Annotated in this window: 18 protein-coding genes and 1 riboswitch; of the genes, 6 read left to right on the top strand and 12 right to left on the bottom strand. The window is 66.4% G+C overall.

Annotated features, from left to right (window positions below):
* The 4 genes from CSC70_RS00515 to CSC70_RS00530 form a co-directional block, all read right to left on the bottom strand.
* Complete coding sequence (locus CSC70_RS00515; RefSeq protein WP_162454684.1) at positions 1-435, bottom strand: VOC family protein; 435 nt, start codon at positions 433-435, stop codon at positions 1-3.
* Positions 436-464: 29 nt separating this feature from the next.
* Entirely contained in the window at positions 465-1,280 is an 816-nt protein-coding gene (locus CSC70_RS00520) for an SDR family oxidoreductase (RefSeq protein ID WP_162454685.1), read from the bottom strand.
* Between the two features lie 62 nt (positions 1,281-1,342).
* Positions 1,343-3,769, bottom strand: coding sequence for a membrane-bound PQQ-dependent dehydrogenase, glucose/quinate/shikimate family (locus tag CSC70_RS00525; RefSeq protein WP_162454686.1), 2,427 nt, complete (start codon positions 3,767-3,769; stop codon positions 1,343-1,345).
* A gap of 204 nt (positions 3,770-3,973) precedes the next feature.
* Positions 3,974-4,639, bottom strand: a complete 666-nt coding sequence (locus tag CSC70_RS00530; protein WP_162455301.1) for a protein kinase family protein — start codon at positions 4,637-4,639, stop codon at positions 3,974-3,976.
* Between the two features lie 72 nt (positions 4,640-4,711).
* On the opposite strand from CSC70_RS00530, the gene CSC70_RS00535 reads away from it, so the two are divergent.
* Entirely contained in the window at positions 4,712-6,712 is a 2,001-nt protein-coding gene (locus CSC70_RS00535; RefSeq protein ID WP_162454687.1) for a bifunctional DedA family/phosphatase PAP2 family protein, read from the top strand.
* Positions 6,713-6,736: 24 nt separating this feature from the next.
* Here CSC70_RS00535 and CSC70_RS00540 read toward each other — a convergent pair whose 3' ends face one another.
* From CSC70_RS00540 to CSC70_RS00550, 3 genes are all read right to left on the bottom strand, one after another.
* Positions 6,737-7,312 carry an LON peptidase substrate-binding domain-containing protein gene (locus CSC70_RS00540; protein ID WP_162454688.1) on the bottom strand — a complete coding sequence of 192 codons (576 nt, stop codon included), beginning with the start codon at positions 7,310-7,312 and terminating at the stop codon, positions 6,737-6,739.
* 47 nt (positions 7,313-7,359) lie between these two features.
* Positions 7,360-8,691, bottom strand: coding sequence for a UDP-N-acetylmuramate:L-alanyl-gamma-D-glutamyl-meso-diaminopimelate ligase (gene mpl, locus CSC70_RS00545; RefSeq protein WP_162455302.1), 1,332 nt, complete (start codon positions 8,689-8,691; stop codon positions 7,360-7,362).
* Positions 8,692-8,816: 125 nt separating this feature from the next.
* Positions 8,817-9,395, bottom strand: coding sequence for an adenylate kinase (locus CSC70_RS00550; RefSeq protein WP_162454689.1), 579 nt, complete (start codon positions 9,393-9,395; stop codon positions 8,817-8,819).
* A 125-nt stretch (positions 9,396-9,520) separates the two neighbouring features.
* Here CSC70_RS00550 and CSC70_RS00555 point away from each other — a divergent pair, with 125 nt between their 5' ends.
* A complete protein-coding gene (locus CSC70_RS00555) occupies positions 9,521-10,777 on the top strand; it encodes a 6-phosphofructokinase (protein WP_162455303.1) in 1,257 nt (418 codons plus the stop codon).
* Positions 10,778-10,793: 16 nt separating this feature from the next.
* On the opposite strand, the gene CSC70_RS00560 is transcribed toward CSC70_RS00555, so the two are convergent.
* Positions 10,794-11,306: a hypothetical protein gene (locus CSC70_RS00560; RefSeq protein WP_162454690.1), complete on the bottom strand. Its 513-nt coding sequence runs from the start codon at positions 11,304-11,306 to the stop codon at positions 10,794-10,796.
* 262 nt (positions 11,307-11,568) lie between these two features.
* Here CSC70_RS00560 and CSC70_RS00565 point away from each other — a divergent pair, with 262 nt between their 5' ends.
* The 4 genes from CSC70_RS00565 (at position 11,569) to ppa (ending at position 16,262) form a co-directional block, all read left to right on the top strand.
* On the top strand, positions 11,569-13,596 hold the full coding sequence (locus tag CSC70_RS00565) for a sodium-translocating pyrophosphatase (RefSeq protein WP_162454691.1): 2,028 nt from the start codon (positions 11,569-11,571) through the stop codon (positions 13,594-13,596).
* Between the two features lie 155 nt (positions 13,597-13,751).
* Complete coding sequence (locus CSC70_RS00570; RefSeq protein ID WP_162454692.1) at positions 13,752-14,801, top strand: L,D-transpeptidase; 1,050 nt, start codon at positions 13,752-13,754, stop codon at positions 14,799-14,801.
* A 57-nt stretch (positions 14,802-14,858) separates the two neighbouring features.
* The gene (locus CSC70_RS00575; RefSeq protein WP_162454693.1) at positions 14,859-15,617 is read left to right on the top strand and encodes a murein L,D-transpeptidase catalytic domain family protein; all 759 of its coding nucleotides are present in this window, start codon (positions 14,859-14,861) and stop codon (positions 15,615-15,617) included.
* 117 nt (positions 15,618-15,734) lie between these two features.
* Entirely contained in the window at positions 15,735-16,262 is a 528-nt protein-coding gene (ppa, locus tag CSC70_RS00580; protein WP_162454694.1) for an inorganic diphosphatase, read from the top strand.
* Positions 16,263-16,326: 64 nt separating this feature from the next.
* Here ppa and CSC70_RS00585 read toward each other — a convergent pair whose 3' ends face one another.
* The 4 genes from CSC70_RS00585 to ilvD all read right to left on the bottom strand — a co-directional run bounded on the left by CSC70_RS00585 (position 16,327) and on the right by ilvD (position 22,549).
* Positions 16,327-18,192 carry a sulfotransferase gene (locus CSC70_RS00585; protein WP_162454695.1) on the bottom strand — a complete coding sequence of 622 codons (1,866 nt, stop codon included), beginning with the start codon at positions 18,190-18,192 and terminating at the stop codon, positions 16,327-16,329.
* Between the two features lie 194 nt (positions 18,193-18,386).
* On the bottom strand, positions 18,387-18,551 hold the full coding sequence (locus CSC70_RS14525) for a hypothetical protein (protein WP_170293791.1): 165 nt from the start codon (positions 18,549-18,551) through the stop codon (positions 18,387-18,389).
* Between the two features lie 65 nt (positions 18,552-18,616).
* The gene (gene thiC / locus CSC70_RS00590) at positions 18,617-20,494 is read right to left on the bottom strand and encodes a phosphomethylpyrimidine synthase ThiC (RefSeq protein WP_162455304.1); all 1,878 of its coding nucleotides are present in this window, start codon (positions 20,492-20,494) and stop codon (positions 18,617-18,619) included.
* A 100-nt stretch (positions 20,495-20,594) separates the two neighbouring features.
* A riboswitch (TPP riboswitch) is annotated at positions 20,595-20,690 on the bottom strand.
* 17 nt (positions 20,691-20,707) lie between these two features.
* Entirely contained in the window at positions 20,708-22,549 is a 1,842-nt protein-coding gene (gene ilvD / locus CSC70_RS00595) for a dihydroxy-acid dehydratase (RefSeq protein WP_162454696.1), read from the bottom strand.
* Positions 22,550-22,649: the final 100 nt, after the last annotated feature.

Consider the following 22,649-nt stretch of genomic DNA (forward strand, 5'->3'; position numbering starts at 1 on the left):
CTACCAGCTGCCGGTATTGGGCATCGACGCCCACGGCTCGGCCGGCGGCAGGTGGCCGTCCTGCAGCAGTTCCACCGAGATCAGGTCGGGCGAGCGCACAAAGGCCATGTGCCCGTCACGCGGTGGCCGGTGGATGGTGTAGCCCATCGACTGCAAGTGCGCGCAGGTGGCGTAGATGTCCTCGACGCGGAAGGCCAGATGGCCGAAATTGCGCGCGCTGCCGTAATCCTCCGGCGGCGAACCATCTTCGGGCGGCCAGTTGAAAGTCAGCTCGACCTCGGCGTCCGGGGTCTGGTCGGCGGCCAGGAACACCAGCGTGTAGCGCCCCTTCTCGTTGTCCATGCGCCGGGTTTCCTTCAGCCCCAGGCCGTCGCAGAAGAAGCGCAGGGTGGCGTCCAGGTCGCGGACGCGGATCATCGTGTGCAGGTATTTCATCGGGATGTCCGAGTTGCGGAAGGAAACGTTCAGTCCAGGAACAGGTCCGGATACAGCGGTTGCGCAGGATCGACCGCATAACCGGACAGGTCGGTGACGCCGGCCTCGGCCAGCACTTCGTCGTCGATCAGGAAGTGGCCGCTGAAGCCGGCGGCCGGGCGGGTCAGGACCGCATGCGCAGCGTCGGCCATGATCTCCGGGCGACGGCCGTTGGCGGACGACACGCCGGGGATCATGTTCAGCGCGTCGGTGGCGATCAGCGTGCGCGGCCACAGCGCATTGATCGCGATGCCCCGGTCGCGGAATTCGGCGGCCAGGCCCAGGGTGACGAAGCTCATGCCCATCTTGGCCAGGGTATAGCCGGTGTGCGGCGCCCACCACTTCGGATCCAGCGACGGCGGCGGACACAGGGTCAGGATATGCGGATTGGACGCTTCCAGCAGGTGCGGCAGGCAGGCCTGCGCGCACAGGAAACTGCCGCGCGCGTTGACCTGCTGCATCAGGTCGAAACGCTTCATCGGCGTGTCCAGTGCGCCGCGCAACCAGATCGCGCTGGCGTTGTTGACCAGGATGTCGATGCCGCCGAAGGCGTCCACGGTAGCGGCAACCGCGGCGCGCACCTGCTCCTCTTCACGGATGTCGCATTTCAGCGCCAGCGCATGGCCGCCGGCCTCGTCGATGGCTTTCGCCGCACTGTGGATGGTGCCCGGCAACTTCGGGTTGGGCACCTCGGACTTGGCAGCAACGACGACATTGGCGCCATCGCGTGCGGCGCGCAGGGCGATGGCCAGGCCGATGCCGCGCGAGGCGCCGGTGATGAACAGGGTCTTGCCGCTCAGCGACATCGTGATCTCCAGGGTTGTTGCGCGAGGCCACGATGGTCGTGACACCGCGCGGCATGTTGAGGCTAGGGCACGGACTCGGGCAAGGCGTAGGCAATGACGTAATCGCCGCGATCGGGCGAACCGCGGGTGCCGCCGGCCGAAACCACCACGTACTGGCGACCGCTGCCCGGCGCAACGTAGCTCATCGGCGTGGCCTGCGCCCCGACCGGCAACCGCCCCTTCCATAACTCCTTGCCGCTGGCGATGTCCAGCGCACGCAGGAAGTAATCCTGGGTGCCGGCATGGAACACCAGCCCGGAAGCGGTGCTGACGCCGCCGCCCAGGGTCGGCATGCCGACCTCGAACGGAATCGTCACGTGCATGCCGCCGACCACGACGTCGCGGACCGAACCGGCAGGCCGCTGCCAGAGCAGGGTCTGCGTGTTCAGGTCGATCGCCGAATAGGTTCCCCACGGCGGTGCGTGACAGGGCACGCCCAGCGGCGAGTTGAACATCCCGTTGCGGATGGCGAAGGGCGTGCCTTCCATCGGATAGATGCTGCCGGCGCCGTGTCCCGCCTGCACGTCATCCGGATCCAGCTGCGCGCGCGGAATCAGCTGCATCACCTGCGGGATGCGGATGTCGTTGACGAACAGATAGCCACGGGATTCGTCGATCGCCACGCTGCCCCAGTTCATGCCACCGAAATTGCCCGGATAGACCAGGGTGGGCTCGGTGCTCGGCGCGCTGAAATCACCCAGGTAGCGCAGCTTGCGGAAAGCGATGCGGCAGGCCAGCTGGTCGAAGAAGGTCGCGCCCCACATCATCTTTTCGGTCAGCGGCTGCGCGCCGATCGCCGGCATCCCGACCGAGTACGGCTGGGTCGGGCTGACCCGGTCGCCTTCGGCATGCTCCTGCGGCACCGGCTTTTCCGCCACCTCGGTGATCGGGGTGCCATCGCGGCGGTCGAGCACGAAGATCTGCCCGCGCTTGGTCACCTGGACCAGTGCCGGCACGGTGCCGCCCTTGCCGTCGGGCATGTCGTACAACGCCGGCTGCGCGGGCACGTCGTAGTCCCACAGATCGTGGTGGGTGGTCTGGAATTTCCAGCGCACGCGCCCGGTCGCCAGTTCCAGCGCGACTACCGACGAACTGTATTCATCCGCCGCCGGTGAACGGTGCCCGCCCCAGAAATCGGGTTCCTGATTGCCGGTAGGCAGGTAGATCAGCCCCAGTGCTTCGTCGAAGGCCGGGGTCGACCACACGTTCGGGGTGCCGCGGGTGTAGGTGCCGCCTTCCGGAGGCAGCAGGGTGATTTTGGGATTGCCCAGGTCCCAGGCCCAGACCAGCGCGCCGGTATCGGCGTCGAATGCGCGCACCACCCCGGACGGCTCGTCCACCGAGCGGCCGTCGAACACCCAGCCACCGACGATCACCCGGTTCTGCGCCACCGTCGGCATCGAGGTCGGGAAGTAGTAGCCATGCTTGATCTCACCCATGCCGACCTTCAGGTCGACCTCGCCGTTGTCGCCGAAATCCGCGCAGACCCGGCCATCATCGGCGTCGATCTCGATCAGGCGCGCATCGACCGTGGTCAGCACGATCCGCCGCCGGCAGGTAGCCGGCTCGTCTGCCGGCACGTCCGCGGCAACGGCTTCGGCGACGGGCGTATCGTCCTCCGTCGCCTGCAACGGCCGGGGCACGGCCGCGGGTTCGTAATAGCCGACGCCGCGGCAGCGGTTCCAGATCTGCGAATCGGCGACTTGCGGGTCGTAGCGCCATTTCTCGCGGCCACTGTCCGCATCCAGCGCAATCACCCGGTTCATCGGCGTGCATAGGTACAGGCTGTCGCCGACCTGGATCGGGGTGTTCTGGTCCTCCGAGAACGGACTGGGCGGCTCGCCGGTGCGGAAAGTCCAGGCGACCTGCAACTGATCCACGTTGTCGGGCGTGATCTGCGCGGCCGGGGTGAAACGGGTGCCGCGCGGCGTGCGGCCGTAGTACTGCCAGTTGCCCGGCGCCGATGCCGCCGGCGCGGCGATCACGTCGCCGGCCGCGCCGATGCCGGTCACGCCGTGCGGGAAGAACATGGCCATACCGCAGACAATCAGGATGGCGCCCAGTGCAGCGACCAACCACCGGGATTGCCGCTGCACCCGCACGTCGCCGCGCAAGGCCGGCCACAACAGTGCCGCCAGCAGCGCCAGCACCAGCACCGGCGCCAGTCGCGGCACCAGCGGCCAGAACGACAGCCCCACTTCCCACAGGGCCCAGACCACGGTGCCGACGAATACCGCGGCATACAGCCAGGCACCGGCTGGCCGCCGCAGCAGGTACAGGATTCCCGACAGCGCCAATGCGCTGCCGGCGATCAGGTAATACCAGGAGCCGCCAAGCGCGACCAGGCGCAGGCCGCCAACGGCCAGCACCGCGCCGATCAGCACCAGCGCAACGCCGAACGCGCGCAGCAGAATGCGCGCCGTCTTGCCGGGAGAATGATCTTTGAACATTTCCGGTTCCCCTTGCGAGTCAAGACAGTCGGACAACGCCGGACGCACCTTGAAGGAGCGTCCGGCACGAAGGCATGCGAGGCGACGAACGATCTTTCAGGCCGCCGTCGGGACTTCCTTTCCCGCAGCACATGATAGGCGCGGACCGACGAGGCTGTCCTGCGCGGCCATGTGACACCGCGACGCGCGGCGCAGTCGCCGCATTCATGGCTTCGGTCCCTGTCCCTCGTTGTCTTCCCACTTCAGCAGCCGGCGGGTGACGAAGCGGTACACCGGCTTGCCGCTGCGGAACCATGCGTCACGCACCCAGGAATGGCGCTTCAGCAGGCGCTTTTCCACCGGCGTGAGCGCTTCGCCGCAATACATGCGCTTGTGTTTGAGCAGGTGGCGCAGATCCTCGCGGTACAGCAACCGCATCCAGCGCGAGCGCGGGCTGCCGCGCACCGCCAGCTGGAAATCGATGATCGCCGGGCGGCCATCGGCCAGCACCAGCCAGTTGGCTTCCTTGGCCAGGTCGTTGTGGGCGATGCCGCGACGATGCAGCTGCTGCAACAGGCGCCGCGCCGCGCGGAAATAAGCGATCTCGCCACGCGGCGGGCGCAGGTACATCGCGGTGCCGTCCAGATAGCTGCGATCCAGCCGGCGACCGTCCCAGCCCAGCAACTGCGGGGTATCGGCCTGACCCTGCAACTGCCGCAGCGCCCGCGCCTCGCGCACTGCCAGCCGCCAGGCCGGCAGCCGCAGCCACCACGGCGTGGCCGACAGGTCGCGGCGCACGAACACCCCGGCCGCACCGCGCATCAGGGCCACGCGGCCGAAGCTGTCGGCCTTCAGCGCGCGCAGTTCGGTGGCATCCGTGTCGATCGGCATCCGGGTCATCGGCGGATTCTAAACCGGGAGCGCGGATGCCCCGCCTATTGCCCCGCCTATAATCGGCCGGCGATGAATTCCTCCTGGTTCGATGCCCTGCTGGCCTGGATCGGTGCGCATCCGGTGGCCGCAGGCGCGGTGATCCTGGGCGTCGCCTTCCTCGATGCGCTGATCGTGGTCGGTGCAGTAGTGCCTGCGCTGCCGCTGCTGTTCGCGGTCGGCGTGCTGGTCGGCATGGGCGAAGTCTCCGGCCCCTACGCCTGGGCCTGCGCCGCGCTGGGCGCCTTCGCCGGCGACACCATCAGCTTCTGGGTCGGCCACCGCTGGGGGCCGCAATTGCGCAACCACTGGCCGTTTCGCCGCTATCCGCAGCTGCTCGACCGCGGCGAGGCGGTGTTCCGACGCAACGCCCTGAAGGGCATTCTGATCGCCCGCTACGCCGGACCGATCCGCCCGTTCGTCCCGGCCATCGCCGGCATGCTGGGCATGCCGCTGCGCCGCTACCTGCCGATCAGCGCGTTCGCCGCGATCAGCTGGGCCTTGCTGTTCCTGCTGCCGGGCTGGCTGCTCGGCCAGGCCTACGACGCGGTGGCTGCGGTGGCCGGGCGGCTGACCATGGTGCTGGGCCTGCTGCTGGTCGTGCTGGCGCTGGCCTGGGTACTGGTGCTGTACAGCTATCGCTGGTTCGCCGACCACGCCGACAACCTGCTGGCGCGGGCATTGACCTGGTCGCACAAGCATCCGGTGCTCGGCCGCTACTCGATCGCCGTGTTCGATCCGCGCCGGCGCGAATCGGTGTCGCTGGCAGTGCTGGCGGTGCTGCTGCTGGCGGTCGGCTGGATGTGGTTCGTGTTCCTCGGTGTAGTGCTGGGCCACGGCGAGCCGCTGCGCATCGACCTGGCCGTGCACGAACTGATGCTGGGCCTGCGCAATCCGCTGGCCGACCCGCTGATGGCGGCGTTGGCGGCGCTGGGCGATCTGCAGGTGCTGGCGCCGGCGGTACTGCTGGCGCTGGGCTATCTGGTCTGGCGGCGGCGCTGGATGGCCGCCGTCCACTGGCTGGTGGCGCTGGCTTTCGGCGGCGTGCTGACCGCCTGGCTGGGTGCGATGGTCGATATCCCCAAGCCACCGGCGGTCAGCAGCGGCTTCGGCTTCCCCTCGGTGGCGGTCACCATGGCCACCATTACCTTCGGTTTCTTCGCCGTGCTGATCGCGCGCGAATTGCCCGGTCGCGATCGCATCTGGCCCTATCTGGTCTCGGGCATCGTGGTGGCGTTGATCGGCTTCGGCCGGCTGTACCTGGGCGCGCACTGGCTGAGCGACGTGATCGGCGGGATGCTGCTGGGCATCCTCTGGCTACTGGTGCTGGGCATCGCCTACCGGCGCCGGGTGACCCGCTCGTTCTGGGTCAAGCCGGTCGCCGCGTTGTTCTACGGCGCCTTCGCCGTGGCCGCGTTGTGGCATGCGCCGCGCAACGTCGATGCGACCCTGGCCCGATTCGAAATCCCGCTGCCGACGCCGTCATTGGCCATCGACGCTTGGTGGAGCGACGACTGGCGGCTATTGCCGGCGCGACGCAACGAATTCGACGACGTGCAGCGCTGGCCGCTGGACGTACAGATCGCCGGCCCGCTGCCGCAGCTGCAGCGGCAGCTGGAAGCCGATGGCTGGCAGGTGCAACCGCAAGCCAGCTGGGAGCAGGCGCTGAACCTGCTGGACGCCGACCTGCCGATCGACGAACAGCCGGTGCTGCCGGCTACCCTGGACACCCGCGCCGAAGACCTGCTGATGCTGAAACTGGTGCCCGGCAGCCAGCGCATCCAGGCCTTGCGCCTGTGGGCCGCTCCGGCCCGGCTGCAACCGGGCGACGTGCCGCTGTGGATCGGCAGCGCGCAGACCCTGCAGCACCATCAGGCGTTGGGGATGATCGGCCTGTGGTTGCCGCTGGCCGAGGCCGATGCCTCGCTGGAGTCGCTGGCAGCCAGTCTGCAGGGCGTGTCGCTGCGGATCGAGCCGCGCGAAACCTCGGGCATTCCGGTCCTGCGCGCACGGCTGGACGACGGCACAGATTGAATCAAAGAAAAGGCGCGCCGCCCGCTATACCCAGGCCAGCAGGCTGTCGAGCCGTGCATGCGGATCGTCTTCCTGCAACAGTTGCAGGCGCTGTCCCTGACTGATCGGCAGCAGTTCGGCCAGGCGCCAGCCCAGCCAGGTGGCGTCCTCCCGCTGCGCGGGCGGGATATTGCCCGCTGCCGGATCGATCTGCTCGAGAATCTTTTCCAGCACGGTCGCCAGCACCGCATGCTCGGGACGCAGTCGCGCCGGATCCTCCGGCATGCACCAGACCACCTCGCCCATCACCAGACCATTGTCGCGCACCCGCGTGCGCACGACCCGGAAACGGCGCCTGCCGCGCAGGCGCAACGCCAGCAGGCCGTCTTCGCCGAGGTCGAAATCCTCGATCCGCGCCTCGGTGCCGTAGGCCGCGGGCGTGGCCGGCGCACCGACCTCCTCGCCTTCCAGGATCAGGCAGACGCCGAACCCGCTGCCGTCGCGGCCGCAATCGCGGACCAGGTCCAGATAGCGGCGCTCGAACACCCGCAGCACGATCAGGGCGCCGGGCACCAGCGCCGCATGCAGCGGGAACAGCGGCAGCGTCGTGGTTTTCTCCATGCGGCCATCCTACGTCAGCCGGCGCGCATGGCAGGTGAAGCGGCTACCTATCCGGCGTCATCCTGCAATGCGTCCAGGAACTTCCGCGGCGCACCGTCGAAACCGCCGTTGGACATGAACACCACATGGTCGCCGTCGTGCACCGTGCCCAGCAGCGCGGCGACCAGCGCATCGGCGTCGGCAACCGCCTGCGCACGGCCGCGGATGGCCGCCACCACCGCGGCCGCGTCCCAAGGCAACTGCGGACGGGCAAGGAACACCACCTCGTCGGCCGCGTCCAGCGACGGCGCCAGCGCGGTGGCATGCGCGCCCAGCCGCATCGAATTGCTGCGCGGCTCCATCGCCACCACGATACGGGCGTCGCCGACCCGTGCCCGCAATCCGGCCAGAGTGGTCGCGATGGCGGTCGGGTGGTGGGCGAAATCGTCGTAGACGGTGACTCCGCGTGCCTGCCCCAGCACTTCCAGCCGGCGTTTGATGCCGCCGAAATCGCGCAGCGCCGGCATCACCACCGCCGGGTCCACGCCGACCGCGGCACAGGCAGCCAGTGCGGCCAGTGCGTTCAGCACATTGTGGTCGCCCAGCAGCGGCCATTCGACCGTGCCGATCTGCTCGCCGTCGCGCAGCACGGCGAAAGCGCTGCCGTCCGCCTGCCGCTTGCGCGCGCTCCACTCGAAACCGGGGTCGAAGCCGAAGCGTTCCACCGGTGTCCAGCAGCCCATCGCCAGCACTTCGGCCAGATGCGCGTCGTGGCCGTTGACGATCAACCGCCCGCGGCCGGGTACGGTACGCACGAAATGATGGAACTGGCGCTGGATCGCCGCCACGTCGGGAAAGATGTCGGCGTGGTCGTATTCCAGGTTGTTGAGGATCGCCACCGCCGGCCGGTAATGCACGAACTTGCTGCGCTTGTCGAAGAACGCGGTGTCGTACTCGTCCGCTTCGACCACGAATTCGCGACCGCCGCCGACCCGCGCCGAGACGCCGAAATCCCCGGCCACGCCGCCGATCAGGAAGCCGGGCTCGCGACCGGCCGCCTGCAGCAGGAAGGCCAGGATCGTGGTCGTCGTGGTCTTGCCGTGGGTGCCGGCCACCGCCAGTACCTCGCGCCCGGGCAGTACGTTCTCGCGCAGCCACTCGGCGCCGGAGGTGTAGGCGCGCCCGCTGTCGAGCACCGCTTCCACTGCCGGGTTGCCACGCGACAACGCATTGCCGATCACCACCTGCTCGCAATCGGCGGAAATGTTCTCCGGCAGATAACCCTGGCGCAGGGCGATGCCCAGCCGCTCCAGCTGGGTGGACATCGGCGGATACACCGCCTGGTCGCTGCCTTCGACCTCGTGGCCCAGTTCGCGCGCCAGCGCCGCCACCCCGCCCATGAAGGTGCCGGCGATACCGAGGATATGCAGTTTCAAATCGGAACGTCCGTGCGGAAACCGCACACTTTAGCGGAGCCGCTGGCGTCCGCCAGTCCTTCCCGGTGAATCCGGGCGGGGACGCGCAATCAGCCGACGTCCTTGCCCGGCGCCAACGCCTCGACGATGCGGTTGAACACCTCGTCCAGCTCGCCGACGCCGTCGACCACGGTCAGCTCGCCTTCCTGACGGTAGAAATCGATCACCGGCGCGGTCTGGTCGGTATAGACCTGCAGGCGCTTGCGCACCGATTCGGGATTGTCGTCGGCACGGCCCTCGGCCTGGGCGCGGCCGGCGATGCGCTCGACCAACAGTTCGGTCGGCACTTCCAGCTGCACGGCAGCATCGAACTTCTGCCCCAGCCGGGCCAACAGCTGGCCCAGCGCGGCGGCCTGCGCCAGGTTGCGCGGATAACCGTCGAGGATGAAGCCGGCCTCGGTATCCGCGCGCGAGAAACGGTCTTCCAGCATGCCCAGCAGGATGTCGTCGCTGACCAGTTCGCCGCGCGCCATCACTTCCTTGGCCTGCAGACCCAGCGGACTGCCGGCCGCCACTTCGGCGCGCAGCAGGTCGCCGGTGGAGATGTGCGGCACCTGCAGGTAATCCTTCAGCCGCGCTGCCTGCGTGCCCTTGCCCGAACCGGGCGGACCCAAAAGAACCAGTCGCATCGAATCACTCCCTCAACCAGAATTGCGGACGGCGGCTTGCCGCGCTGCGTTAGAATCACGCGCCCGTGCGCACCGCTCTGACAACTGCAGCTTACCGCATCCACTTCCACGGAAACCTACCCACCATGGTCGAAGGCACCCTGCTGTACGCCCAGTCCGGCGGCGTCACCGCCGTCATCAACGCCACCGCCTCGGCCGTCATCGGCGAGGCTCGCGCCCGCAAAATCAAGGTGTTGGCGGCCCGTAACGGCATCCTCGGCGCTCTGCGCGAAGAACTGATCGACACCTCGAAAGAATCGGCGGCGGCGATCCGCGCACTGGCGCACACGCCCGGCGGCGCGTTCGGTTCGTGCCGGGTCAAGCTGAAATCGCTGGAGCAGGACCGCGCCCGATACCTGCGCCTGCTGGACGTGCTGAAGGCGCACGACGTGCGCTGGTTCCTCTACAACGGCGGCAACGACTCGGCCGACACCGCCAACAAGGTGTCTCGGCTGGCCGCCGAATTCGGCTACCCGCTGACCTGCATCGGCGTGCCCAAGACGGTCGACAACGACCTGGCGGTGACCGACTGCTGCCCCGGCTTCGGCTCGGCCGCCAAATACACCGCGGTGTCGGTGCGCGAAGCCGCGCTGGACGTGGCGGCAATGGCTGAAACCTCGACCAAGGTGTTCGTCTACGAGGCGATGGGCCGCCACGCCGGCTGGCTGGCCGCGGCCGCCGGCCTGGCCGGGCAGGGTCCGGACGAAGCGCCGCACCTGATCCTGTTCCCGGAACGCGCCTACGACGAGGCCGATTTCATGGCCAGGGTGAAAAAGATCGTCGAGCGCGTCGGCTACTGCGTGGTGGTCGCCAGCGAAGGCATCCAGACCGCCGACGGCCGTTTCGTCGCCGATGCCGGCGGCGGCAAGGACTCGTTCGGCCACACCCAGCTTGGCGGCGTGGCCTCGTTCCTGGCCGGCCGGGTCAAGGACACGCTGGGCTACAAGGTGCATTGGACCCTGCCCGACTACCTGCAGCGCTCGGCGCGCCACCTGGCCTCGAAGACCGACGTCGAACAGGCCATGGCGGTCGGCAAGGCCGCGGTGCAGTTCGCGCTGAAGGGACAGAACGCGACGATGCCGGTGATCGTGCGCACTTCGGACGCGCCGTATCGCTGGAAGATCGGCTGCGCGCCACTGGACAAGGTGGCCAACCACGAGAAGATGTTCCCGAAGAGCTTCATCCGCCGCGATGGCTACGGCATCACCGACAAGGCGCGCGCCTATTTGGAACCGCTGATCCGCGGCGAGTTGCCGCCGCCCTACGGCCGCAACGGCATCCCGGCCTACGTGCAGCTCAAGAACGTCGCGGTGAAGAAGAAGCTTCCGGCCTGGGAAGGCTGAACCGCGGCAGCAACCGTCAACGGCAGGGCTTGCCTTCCATGCTCAGCTGCGCCGCGTATTGGGTGACCGCCGCCAGCTTGCCGGCGGCGGCGGTTTCCTTCGCCTCCTGCAGATAGACCCGCGCCTGGCCCTGGCCATCGTAATCCGGCCGGTTGTCGCGCGGCAGGCGCCAGACCCGAACCACCGCCTGCCGCGAAGGACAGTCGGTGCTCGGCACCCGGATCACGTCGTTGAGCTTCCAGCCTTTCGCTTCGGCCGGCTGCGCCTGCCCGAAGTCGACGTACTGCGCGCGCGGCTGGCACTGCGGATGACTGCGCGCCGCGACGAAGCGGTAGGGCGCGGCGGCATCGCCGGTGAACACGCCCTGCAGCACCGCGCAAGCCTCCGGGATCTGCCGCAGCGTATGCGCGACGCCGACCGCCTGCGGCGTGCCGACACCGCGCTCGATCTCGGGTGACGTGGCCGCGAGGGCAGCCGTCGCAGCCAGGATCGGCAGCATCAGGGCGAGCTTCGGAAAGCGACGGTGCATTGCACAAATCCATGCGGTGATGGCGAAACGATGGCCGTCAGGCTGCCACGCCGGCACTGAATCCCGGCCGCCTGTCTGGCGGGCATGGCAGTGGCGGTTCATAATCGGACCGCTCCAGGACATGTCTGAACCCGCTGGCATCCGCGCAAGGGAACGCGCAGGACTGCATTCCATCGTTCGACGCTCCATCGGGATGCTTCCTCTCCGTCGGCACGGCACCCAGGCACGCCTGGCATCATCAACGACCTTGGGAGAGGGGTTCATGCTGGAACAATATGGTTTGGCGCTGGCACTGGCCTGCGCGGTAGTCGCGATCCTGTACGGAATCATCTCGGCGCGCTGGATCCTGCGGCAGCCCGCAGGCAACGAGCGCATGCAGCAGATCGCGAACGCAGTCCAGGAAGGCGCACGCGCCTACCTCAACCGGCAGTACAGCACCATCGCCATCGCCGGCGTGGTGCTGTTCGTGCTGATCGGTTTCTTCCTGACCTGGCCCACCGCCATCGGCTTCCTGGTTGGCGCGGTGCTGTCCGGCGCGGCCGGCTACATCGGCATGAATGTCTCGGTGCGCGCCAACGTGCGTACCGCCGAGGCCGCGCGCAAGGGCATGGGGCCGGCGATGGACGTGGCATTCCGCGGCGGCGCGATCACCGGCATGCTGGTGGTCGGGCTGGGCCTGCTCGGCGTGGCCGGCTACTGGGCGCTGCTGCCGCGCTTCGGCATTCACGGCGAGGAGGCGCTGCACGCGCTGGTCGGCCTGGCCTTCGGTTCCTCGCTGATCTCGATCTTCGCCCGCCTCGGCGGCGGCATCTTCACCAAGGGCGCCGACGTCGGCGCCGACCTGGTCGGCAAGGTCGAAGCGGGTATCCCCGAGGACGACCCCCGCAACCCGGCGGTGATCGCCGACAACGTCGGCGACAACGTCGGCGACTGCGCCGGCATGGCCGCGGACCTGTTCGAAACCTACGCGGTCACGGTGATCGCCACCATGCTGCTGGGCTTCCTGATGTCGGCCGATGTCGGCAGCAACGGGGTGCTGTATCCGCTGGTGCTGGGCGGGGTGTCGATCATCGCCTCGATCATCGGCGCGTTTTTCGTCAAGGTGAAGGCCGGCGGCTCGATCATGGGCGCGCTGTACAAGGGCGTGATCGTGTCCGGCGTGCTGGCCGCGATCGCCTACTACCCCATCACCACCCTGCTGATGCCCGACAACAGCCACGGCGCGATGAACATCTACGTCTGTGCGCTGATCGGCCTGGCCCTGACCGGCGCCATCGTCTGGATCACCGAGTACTACACCGGCACCCAGTACAAGCCGGTGCAGCACGTCGCTTCCGCGTCCACCACCGGCCATGGCACCAACATCATTGCCGGGCTGGGCGTGTCGATGAAGTCGACCGCGCTGCCGGTGATCGCCGTGTGCGCGGCGATCTGGGCCTGCTTCGCCCTCGGCGGGTTGTACGGCATCGCCATCGCCGCCACCGCGATGCTGTCGATGGCCGGCATGATCGTGGCGCTGGACGCCTACGGCCCGATCACCGACAACGCCGGCGGCATCGCCGAAATGGCCGAACTGCCGTCCGAGGTGCGCGACATCACCGACCCGCTGGATGCGGTCGGCAACACCACCAAGGCGGTGACCAAGGGTTACGCGATCGGTTCGGCGGCGCTGGCGGCATTGGTGCTGTTCGCCGACTACACCCACAACCTGCAGGCGGCCAACCCCGGCAAGACCTTCGCCTTCGACCTGTCCGACCACACCGTCATCATCGGCCTGCTGATCGGCGGCCTGATCCCGTACCTGTTCGGTGCGATGGCGATGGAGGCCGTCGGCCGCGCCGCCGGCAGCGTGGTCGAGGAAGTGCGTCGCCAGTTCCGCGACATCGCCGGCATCATGGAAGGCACCGGCAAGCCCGACTACAGCAAGGCCGTCGACCTGCTGACCCGCTCGGCGATCAAGGAAATGATCCTGCCCTCGCTGCTGCCGGTGGCGGTACCGATCGTGGTCGGCCTGCTGCTGGGTCCGAAGGCGCTGGGCGGCCTGCTGATCGGCACCATCGTCACCGGCCTGTTCGTGGCGATCTCGATGACCACCGGCGGCGGCGCCTGGGACAATGCCAAGAAGTACATCGAGGACGGCCACTTCGGCGGCAAGGGCTCCGAAGCGCACAAGGCCGCGGTCACCGGCGACACCGTCGGCGACCCCTACAAGGACACCGCCGGCCCGGCGATCAACCCGCTGATCAAGATCATCAACATCGTCGCCCTGCTGCTGGTGCCGTTGCTGTAACTGCAGGCGATGACCCACGCCCTTCTCCCCCGCCGAAGGGGGGGGGGAGAAGGCGCTACAGCCAGCCGGAACGGACGGCAACTGCGGCTTCGACACCTGGCGCCTGTTGCCTGTTGCGCGACAATGTGCAGCCTCTGCCTTCGAACCCCGCCGTCATGTGCCACACCTCCCGTCTGGCTCTTTCCCTGCTGATGCTTGTATTGACCGGAACGGCCTTCGCACAGGACGCCGCCTCACCAGTACCGGTGGATACGCCCGACCCGCTCGCGCTGAAGCCTGGCGAATTTCTCTGGCACCCGGAGATCGCCCCGCAAGGGCCGATCGTGTTGGTAGTCAGCCTGGACGAGCAACTGGCCTACGTGTACCGCAACGGCATGGTCATCGGCGTGTCAACCATCAGTTCCGGCAAGAAGGGCAAGGAAACGCCGACCGGCGTGTTCACCATCCTGCAGAAGAACAAGGATCACCGCTCCAATCTCTACGATAGTGCGCCGATGCCGTACATGCAGCGGCTGACTTGGGACGGTATCGCCCTGCACGCCGGCAATCTGCCCGGTTATCCGGCCTCGCACGGCTGTGTGCGCCTGCCGATGGCGTTCGCCCAGGAGCTGTTCTCGGTCACCCGCAACGGCGATACCGTGGTGGTGGCCGACGCAAAGGCCGGCGCCGCCAGTGTGGCCCACCCGGCCGTACTGGCGCCGGTGGACGGCAGCGGCCAGATCGCCGGAACGGAAATCGGCCAAGTCAGCTACTGGAACCCCGACGCCAGTCCGGAAGGTCCGCTTGGCGTGCTGGTCAGCCTGGCCGATCAGCGCGTATACGTGCTGCGCAACGGTGCACGCATCGGCGAGGCATCGCTCCGGGTCGAGGACGATTTCCGCATCGGCGGCTCGATATTGATGGTGATGGGCAGCGAAACCGAAGACGGTCCCAGCCTGCTCGACCCCTCGCAACCCCGGCGCCGCTGGGCGGCCTATCCAATCCTGGGCGCCGATGCCAAACCGCTGGCGATGCTGCAATTGCAGCTGCGTGAGCACCCGCTGCAGGTGGACGCCGCCTTCACCCGCCAGCTTTATCCCATGCTGGTGCCGGGCACGACCGTACTGCTGACCGACCTGCCTGCCACCCGGATGCCTGCCGACGGCACCCGGGAACTGCAGCCCGTACTGAAAGCCGAGCCGTCAGTCGGGACGAATCCACGCTGAACGTATGCACCGGCCGCGGATTGACCGGCCCGGCTGGCCGGCTGCTATGCTCGGCCCATGCTCCCCCGTATGCTCGTCGTGCTGACCTTGTGCTGCCTGACCTCCCTGCCGCGTGCGGGTCAGGCCACCGGCGACCACGCCGGCGCGGCAGGACCATCGCTGGCCGAGGCGCTGGCACACACGGCGCCGGCACTGGACCGCAAGATACTGGACCTGGCCACCCGGGCCATGTCCTGCGCAATGCGCCAACCCGAGATGTCGGCGCGACCGGCTACTCTCAGCGTGATCGACTTTTCCCTGCCTTCGACCCGGCCACGCCTGTGGGTGTTCGACCTGCAGAAGCGACGGCTGCTGTTTGAAGAATGGGTCGCCCATGGCCGGAACACCGGCGCCAATCTGGCCACCCGGTTCTCCAACCGCAACGGCAGCAACATGTCCAGCCTGGGTAGCTTTGAGGCACAGGAAACCTATATCGGCAAGAATGGCTATTCATTGCGCCTGCGCGGACTGGAGCCGGGCTACAACGACCTGGCCCGCGAACGCGCCATCGTCATCCACGGCGCCCCCTATGTCAGCCAGGGCCTGATCGACAGCCAGGGCCGGTTGGGCCGCAGTCTGGGCTGCCCCGCCGTTCGAACCGCGGTGGCGAAGCCACTGATCGACAGCATTCGCGAAGGCGGCTTCGTGTTTGCCTATTACCCGGATGCCGAGTGGCTGGACCATTCCCGACTGCTGCAGCCCGGGTGCAACGGCGCAACGACCCTGACCGCATCTTCACCCAGCGCCACCGAGCCCTTGCAGGTCGCAACCAACTGAGACCAGACGCAGCAGCCGGGCGCGTCCATTGGTCGAAACCCGTCCCACGGTTGCTGCAACGCAACACTGCAGCGCGTAGAATGCTTGCCCTCCCCTGCAAGCTTTGGAGTCGCACCCATGGGCCTGGACCACGTCCCCACCGGCAAGAACCCCCCCGACGAAATCAACGTCGTCATCGAGATCCCGAAGGACTCGGAGCCGGTGAAGTACGAGGTCGACAAGGAAAGCGGCGCGATCTTCGTCGACCGCATCCTCTCCACGCCGATGCGCTACCCCTGCAACTACGGCTACATCCCCAACACCCTGTGCGGCGATGGTGACCCGGCTGACGTGCTGGTGGTGCTGCCGCTGCCGCTGATCCCCGGCTCGGTCGTTCGCTGCCGCCCGGTCGGCGTGCTGCGCATGACCGACGAGGCCGGCAGCGACGAGAAGCTGCTGGCGGTGCCGGTCTCGAAGATCTTCGACGGCTACTCGCACATCGAGGACATCGGCCAGGTCTCCCCGCACTGGCTGGAGCGCATCGGTCACTTCTTCGAGCACTACAAGGACCTGGAGAAGGGCAAGTGGGTCAAGCTGGACGGATGGGGCACCGCTGCCGAAGCCAAGCAGATCCTGCTCGACTCCATCGAGCGCGCGAAGAAGTAGTCCGCGAGACCAAATCCGAGCTGGTCGCCACTCCCCCGGAAGTGGCCAGCTTCACTAATTCGATTCAGAGTCCAGCCGCACTAGCTGCGCGTTCCATGGTTATTCGCCACTGGCTCAATCGGGGCTCGATTTCTGCAGCATGTCGCCGCCATTTATCCGGATCAGGCTGCGTTAGCGTATAACGTGACAAGGGCAGTTGATCGTCCAGCTCGCAATCCCAAGACCAGTCGGCCCAACGGGAAAGGCGCATCGCTTCCTGTTGTGGATTTGCAAGAAACCGTTCGTAATCGACTGCCGTCCAATCAGCTGGCGGCAATGACTCCAAGTCATCAAGCATTAGGCGCATGGCCGTTTCCCACTGGCGCACAACGATTTCGGCCAAGGGTTGCCCACTCAACTCCCGCCATCCTGGCGTCAGCAGAAATGACCACGCCGGCCCCTTCCAGTCGGGAAGTGAATACATCTGGAAACGACCGGACTTCCACCCGTCAATCATGCTTCCACACACTTGGCGAGGATCGCGATGCAGAAAAATGAACTTCGCATCTGGAAACACGGCCTTGATAAACGGAATACGCAATGCATTCTTTGGTGTTTTCTCCAGCATGCGAATCGAGGTCAGCAGATCAGGTGCGCTTCCAGAACGATTTCTCAGCGCTGCGAGGAACCTGTTCTGCAACATTTCCACAACAACCGGAGTGGCATCAGCACTATCCAGCCGATTGGAATCAAAATTCCGTTGCATCGGCGACAAGCCATCGATTCCTTCTATCACCTGATGACTTTCATCGCCAATCGTATAAACATCAGGAGCGCCCGCAAGTGTTTCGAAGAGAAGGGTCGAACCGGAACGTGGAGGACTCACAACGAATACTGGGCATTCCAGTTTCGCCGCTGAAAGCACCTTACGCGACGCAGCCTCTGCCGGTTCCAAGGAAGATTCGGCATGAATAACTGGTTCGCCATGAACATCCCTCTGCGCTGTGATGTCCACGCCCGGAAGCGCCATGTCGAGAACATGCCAGCTCAAGGCGTGCCAGAACCCCACTTCGTTCCGGAGTGCTATCTGCTCTACGCCAAGTCCAAGTAATTGTTTTCGGGTGGCATCCAGAAGGGTTTGATAACGTGATCGGCCTGCCTTATCTTCTCCATAGCGAGCCCAAAGCGCCTGCCAACACCTGGAAAACCTCAGCAGCGCAGACTGGATCGGACCCAATCTTGGGCCGGGCACGCACTCCCCCAGCAAGAACACCATGTGCTCACGCAGCTCCCATGGCGACATTACTGCTGGTGCATTGACGCGCTCGAAATCCGGATACGCTGTTCCTCCCTGTGCAGGTGGATGCATGCGAGGACGCCACTCGCCCCGGTAGGCCTTCCCCGGCGCACGCCCTTCAGACAACAAATCCCAGAATCGTTCACCCCCAACCGTATCCGCAACCAAATGGATACGCTGCACATGGCCGCTGTTAAGCACCCTATGCTGCCGCCAAGTATCAAAAATCCAACACTCCCCTTCCTTCATGTTGACCTCCGCATCGCCGCATTGGAAGCGGACGTCCGGTGTGGTCACAATGGGAATATGCACGCGCATACGCTCACGCCAGTAATAATTGACATCGACATGCGCCTTTACTTCTGCAGAACCGTCCAGGCGCATCAATCGAGCCCGCCCCCATGTGGCGCCAAGCTCTGAAAGCACCTGCATCATGTACGGAGATTGCTCGAGCCATGGAGTAGGCCGCATATCACCGGTGAGCGCATCGCTATCGGGATCGCCATCGGTGGTGATCAATGTAAGTGCGCTATTTCCGGCTTCATGCGCCGAGCGGGGGCGCCAGGCGCTCTCATCAAATGCCGTTGCCTCCCGAAGCAAGGCAGCAGCATCGAACATGACTGGTAACTGGATGAAAGGGACCTGTAATTTCATGACTGTCTCTGCCTCGTGGGTCCGAAGCTGCCCACATCTGGTCACATGATACTGACAGATGCCGCACGGCTCATGCAGCATATGCTCGGAACCACGCATCGTCTGCACTCGCTATTCCGCCAACTGTGAATCCCTTGCGAATCACTCAAATATGCCGCGGCTCCAATATGGGTTAAGCGCCTGATTATCAGACACTAATTGAAATGGTAGACAAGCGCGTAATAGACCACGTAGACCCACGACAGGATGCCGTGAACGATGGCCCACAGCAGCGACTTGTTGGCACTCCAGGAAATGGTGATGGCCAGGGCGGTGCCGAAACTGACCCCGGCCTTGATCACGGTGGTACCTGTACTCATCGCAACTTCTCCGGCATGGGTGGTCGCATGACGATAGCGCATCGGGCATCGATTAACGGCAAAGCTCACTCCTCCCGATAGACCCGCGCGCCCTGGGCGCGGAACTCGGCTGATTTCTCCGCCATGCCCGCCTGCAGCGCGTTGCCTTCGTCCACCCCATGTTCGGCGGCATAGTCGCGCACATCCTGGGTGATCTTCATGCTGCAGAAGTGCGGGCCGCACATCGAGCAGAAGTGGGCCAGCTTGTGCGCCTCCTTCGGCATCGTCTCGTCGTGCATCGACTGCGCCTTTTCCGGGTCCAGGCCCAAGTGGAACTGGTCCTGCCAGCGGAACTCGAAACGCGCCTTGGAGAGCGCGTTGTCGCGCACCTGCGCACCGGGATGACCCTTGGCCAGATCGGCTGCGTGCGCGGCGATCTTGTAGGTCATGATGCCGTCGCGCACGTCTTCGCGATTCGGCAGGCCCAAGTGCTCCTTGGGGGTCACGTAACACAGCATCGCGGTGCCGTACCAGCCGATCATCGCCGCGCCAATCGCGCTGGTGATGTGGTCGTAGCCCGGCGCGATGTCGGTGGTCAGCGGCCCCAGCGTGTAGAACGGCGCCTCGCCGCATTCGCGCAGCTGCTTGTCCATGTTCTCCTTGATCAGCTGCATCGGCACGTGGCCGGGACCTTCGATCATGGTCTGCACGTCGTGCTTCCATGCGATCTTGGTCAGTTCGCCCAGCGTTTCCAGTTCGCCGAACTGGGCGGCGTCGTTGGCGTCGGCAATGCTGCCCGGACGCAGACCGTCGCCGAGCGAGAAGGCCACGTCGTAGGCCTTCATGATCTCGCAGATGTCCTCGAAGTGTTCGTACAGGAACGATTCCTTGTGGTGGGCCAGGCACCACTTGGCCATGATGCTGCCGCCGCGCGAAACGATGCCGGTCACGCGCTTCGCCGTCAGCGGTACGTAGCGCAGCAGCACGCCGGCGTGGATGGTGAAGTAATCCACGCCCTGCTCGGCCTGCTCGATCAATGTGTCGCGGAAGATGTCCCAGGTCAGTTCCTCGGCGCGACCATCGACCTTCTCCAGCGCCTGGTAGATCGGCACCGTGCCGATCGGCACCGGCGAGTTGCGGATGATCCACTCGCGGGTTTCGTGAATGTGCTTGCCGGTGGACAGATCCATCACCGTGTCGCCGCCCCAGCGGATCGCCCACACCAGCTTCTCCACTTCCTCGGCAATGCCGGAACTGACCGCGCTGTTGCCGATGTTCGCGTTGATCTTGGTCAGGAAGTTGCGGCCGATGATCATCGGCTCGCTTTCGGGGTGGTTGATGTTGTTCGGCAGGATCGCGCGCCCACGGGCGATCTCGTCGCGGACGAATTCGGGGGTGATGATTTCCGGGATGGCGGCGCCGAAACTCTCGCCCGGATGCTGCGCACGCAGCGCGGCGTCGCGCACCGCTTCCAGTCGCTGGTTCTCGCGGATCGCCACGAATTCCATTTCCGGGGTGACGATGCCGCGGCGCGCGTAATGCATCTGGGTGACGTTGGCGCCCGCCTTCGCCCGCCGCGGCAGGGCGCGGTTCGGGAAGCGCACCGCGTCGAGCTTCGCGTTGGTCTCGCGGGAACGACCGAATTCGGAACTCAGCGCGGACAGGCGCTCGCTGTCGTCGCGTTCGGCGATCCATCCCGCACGCAGCGGAGACAATCCCGCAGACAGGTCGATGCGCGCTTCCGGATCGGAGTACGGGCCGGAGGTGTCGTAGACGGTGACCGGCGGATTGTCCTCGCCACCGAACAGGGTCGGCGTGCGGGTCAGCGCGATCTCGCGCATCGGCACCCGGACATCCGCGCGCGAACCCTCGACAAAGATCTTGCGCGAGCCGGGGATCGGCCGGGTCACGGATTCGGACAACTGTTCGGTCTGCTGGATCAGCGAGGCGGGCACGGCGTTCATCGGTTCGTCCTGTGGTCCGGCCGCGAGGAATTCGCGGCCGCGAACGAAGCGAAGGCGCATGGCGGGCCGGTGGGGTCTGAAACGCAACGACATCCCGCCTGGCGCAACCTGCGAAGCTTCCCTACGCCGGCATCACCCGGATCAGGTTCGAAGGGACTGTCTCAACCAGCCGTGGCCGGTACCCCCGCTTCGACAGCCATTACACCACAGCCCCTATATCGTCTCCAGCATCTCCCGGTCACGCACCGCGCCCTTGTCGGCGCTGGTGGCCAGCAGGGCGTAGGCCTTCAGCGCCAGGCTGACCTTGCGCTCACGGGGCTGGGACGGTTTCCAGCCGGCGGCGTCCTGTTCAGCGCGACGCGCGGCCAGCGCCTCGTCGGCGATCAGCAGTTCGATGCGGCGCGCGGGAATGTCGATGCGGATGCGGTCGCCGTCGCGGACCAGGCCGATGGCGCCGCCAGCCGCGGCCTCCGGCGAGCAGTGCCCGATCGACAGACCCGAGGTGCCGCCGGAGAATCGGCCGTCGGTCAGCAGCGCGCACTGCTTGCCCAGACCCTTGGATTTCAGGTAGCTGGTCGGATACAGCATCTCCTGCATGCCGGGGCCGCCCTTCGGCCCTTCGTAGCGGATCACCACGACGTCGCCGGGTTGCACGCGGTCGCCGAGGATGCCTTCGACTGCGGCGTCCTGGCTCTCGAACACCCGTGCCGGGCCCTCGAACACGTGGATCGATTCGTCCACGCCGGCGGTCTTCACCACGCAGCCGTCGCGGGCGATGTTGCCGTACAGCACCGCCAGGCCGCCTTCTTTCGAATAGGCATGCTCGAGATCGCGAATGCAGCCTTCGGCGCGGTCGGTATCCAGCGACGGCCAGCGTTCGGACTGGCTGAAGGCGGTCTGGGTCGGGATTCCGGCCGGCCCGGCCTTGTAGAAGGTGGCGACGGCCTCGTCGTCGCTGCTGGCGACGTCCCACCTGGCGATCGCCTCGCCCAGCGTCTTCGCGTGCACGGTCGCCACGTCGAGATGCAGCAGTCCGCCACGCGCCAGTTCGCCGAGGATGGCCATGATGCCACCGGCGCGGTGCACGTCTTCGACATGGTATTTCTGCGTGTTCGGCGCCACCTTGCACAGTTGCGGCACGCGCCGGCTCAACGCGTCGATGTCACGCATGGTGAACGCCACCTCGGCCTCCTGCGCCGCGGCCAGCAGGTGCAGGATGGTGTTGGTCGAACCGCCCATCGCGATATCCAGCGTCATCGCATTCTGGAATGCCTCGAACGTGGCAATGCCCCGCGGCAGCGCGGTCGGATCTTCCGCGCCGTACCAGCGGTGGCACAGCTCCACCGCCAGCACGCCGGCGCGCTTGAACAGCGCCTCGCGGTCGGCATGGGTGGCGACCACGGTGCCGTTGCCGGGCAGCGACAGCCCCAGCGCCTCGGTCAGGCAGTTCATCGAGTTGGCGGTGAACATGCCGCTGCACGAGCCGCAGGTCGGGCAGGCGCTGCGTTCGACCGCGGCCACGGTCTCGTCGGACACGTTCGGGTCGCCGGCCATGATCATCGCGTCGATCAGGTCGAGCTTGTGCTCGGCCAGCCGGGTCTTGCCGGCCTCCATCGGCCCGCCGGAGACGAATACCGTGGGGATGTTCAGCCGCAACGCGGCCATCAGCATGCCGGGGGTGATCTTGTCGCAGTTGGAAATGCACACCAGCGCGTCGGCGCAGTGCGCGTTGACCATGTATTCGACCGAGTCGGCGATGACCTCGCGGCTGGGCAGCGAATACAACATGCCGTCGTGGCCCATGGCGATGCCGTCGTCGACGGCGATGGTGTCGAATTCCTTGGCCACCCCGCCGACCCGTTCGACCTCGCGCGCGACCAGTTGGCCGAGGTCCTTCAGGTGCACGTGACCGGGCACGAACTGGGTGAACGAGTTGGCGATAGCGACGATCGGTTTGTGGAAGTCGTCGTCGCGCATGCCGGTGGCGCGCCACAGCGCGCGCGCGCCGGCCATGTTGCGGCCGTGGGTGGAGGTCCTGGAACGGTATTCGGGCATCGGGGGGAGTGCTTTCGGCAAGCGCCGCGGAAAGCCGGGATTTTGCGGCGTTTGCACCGTTGCATGTGCAACCATTTTCGATGAAACCTATCGGCGCTCC

Source organism: Pseudoxanthomonas kalamensis DSM 18571 (genome assembly GCF_010211745.1).
Lineage (GTDB): Bacteria > Pseudomonadota > Gammaproteobacteria > Xanthomonadales > Xanthomonadaceae > Pseudoxanthomonas_A > Pseudoxanthomonas_A kalamensis.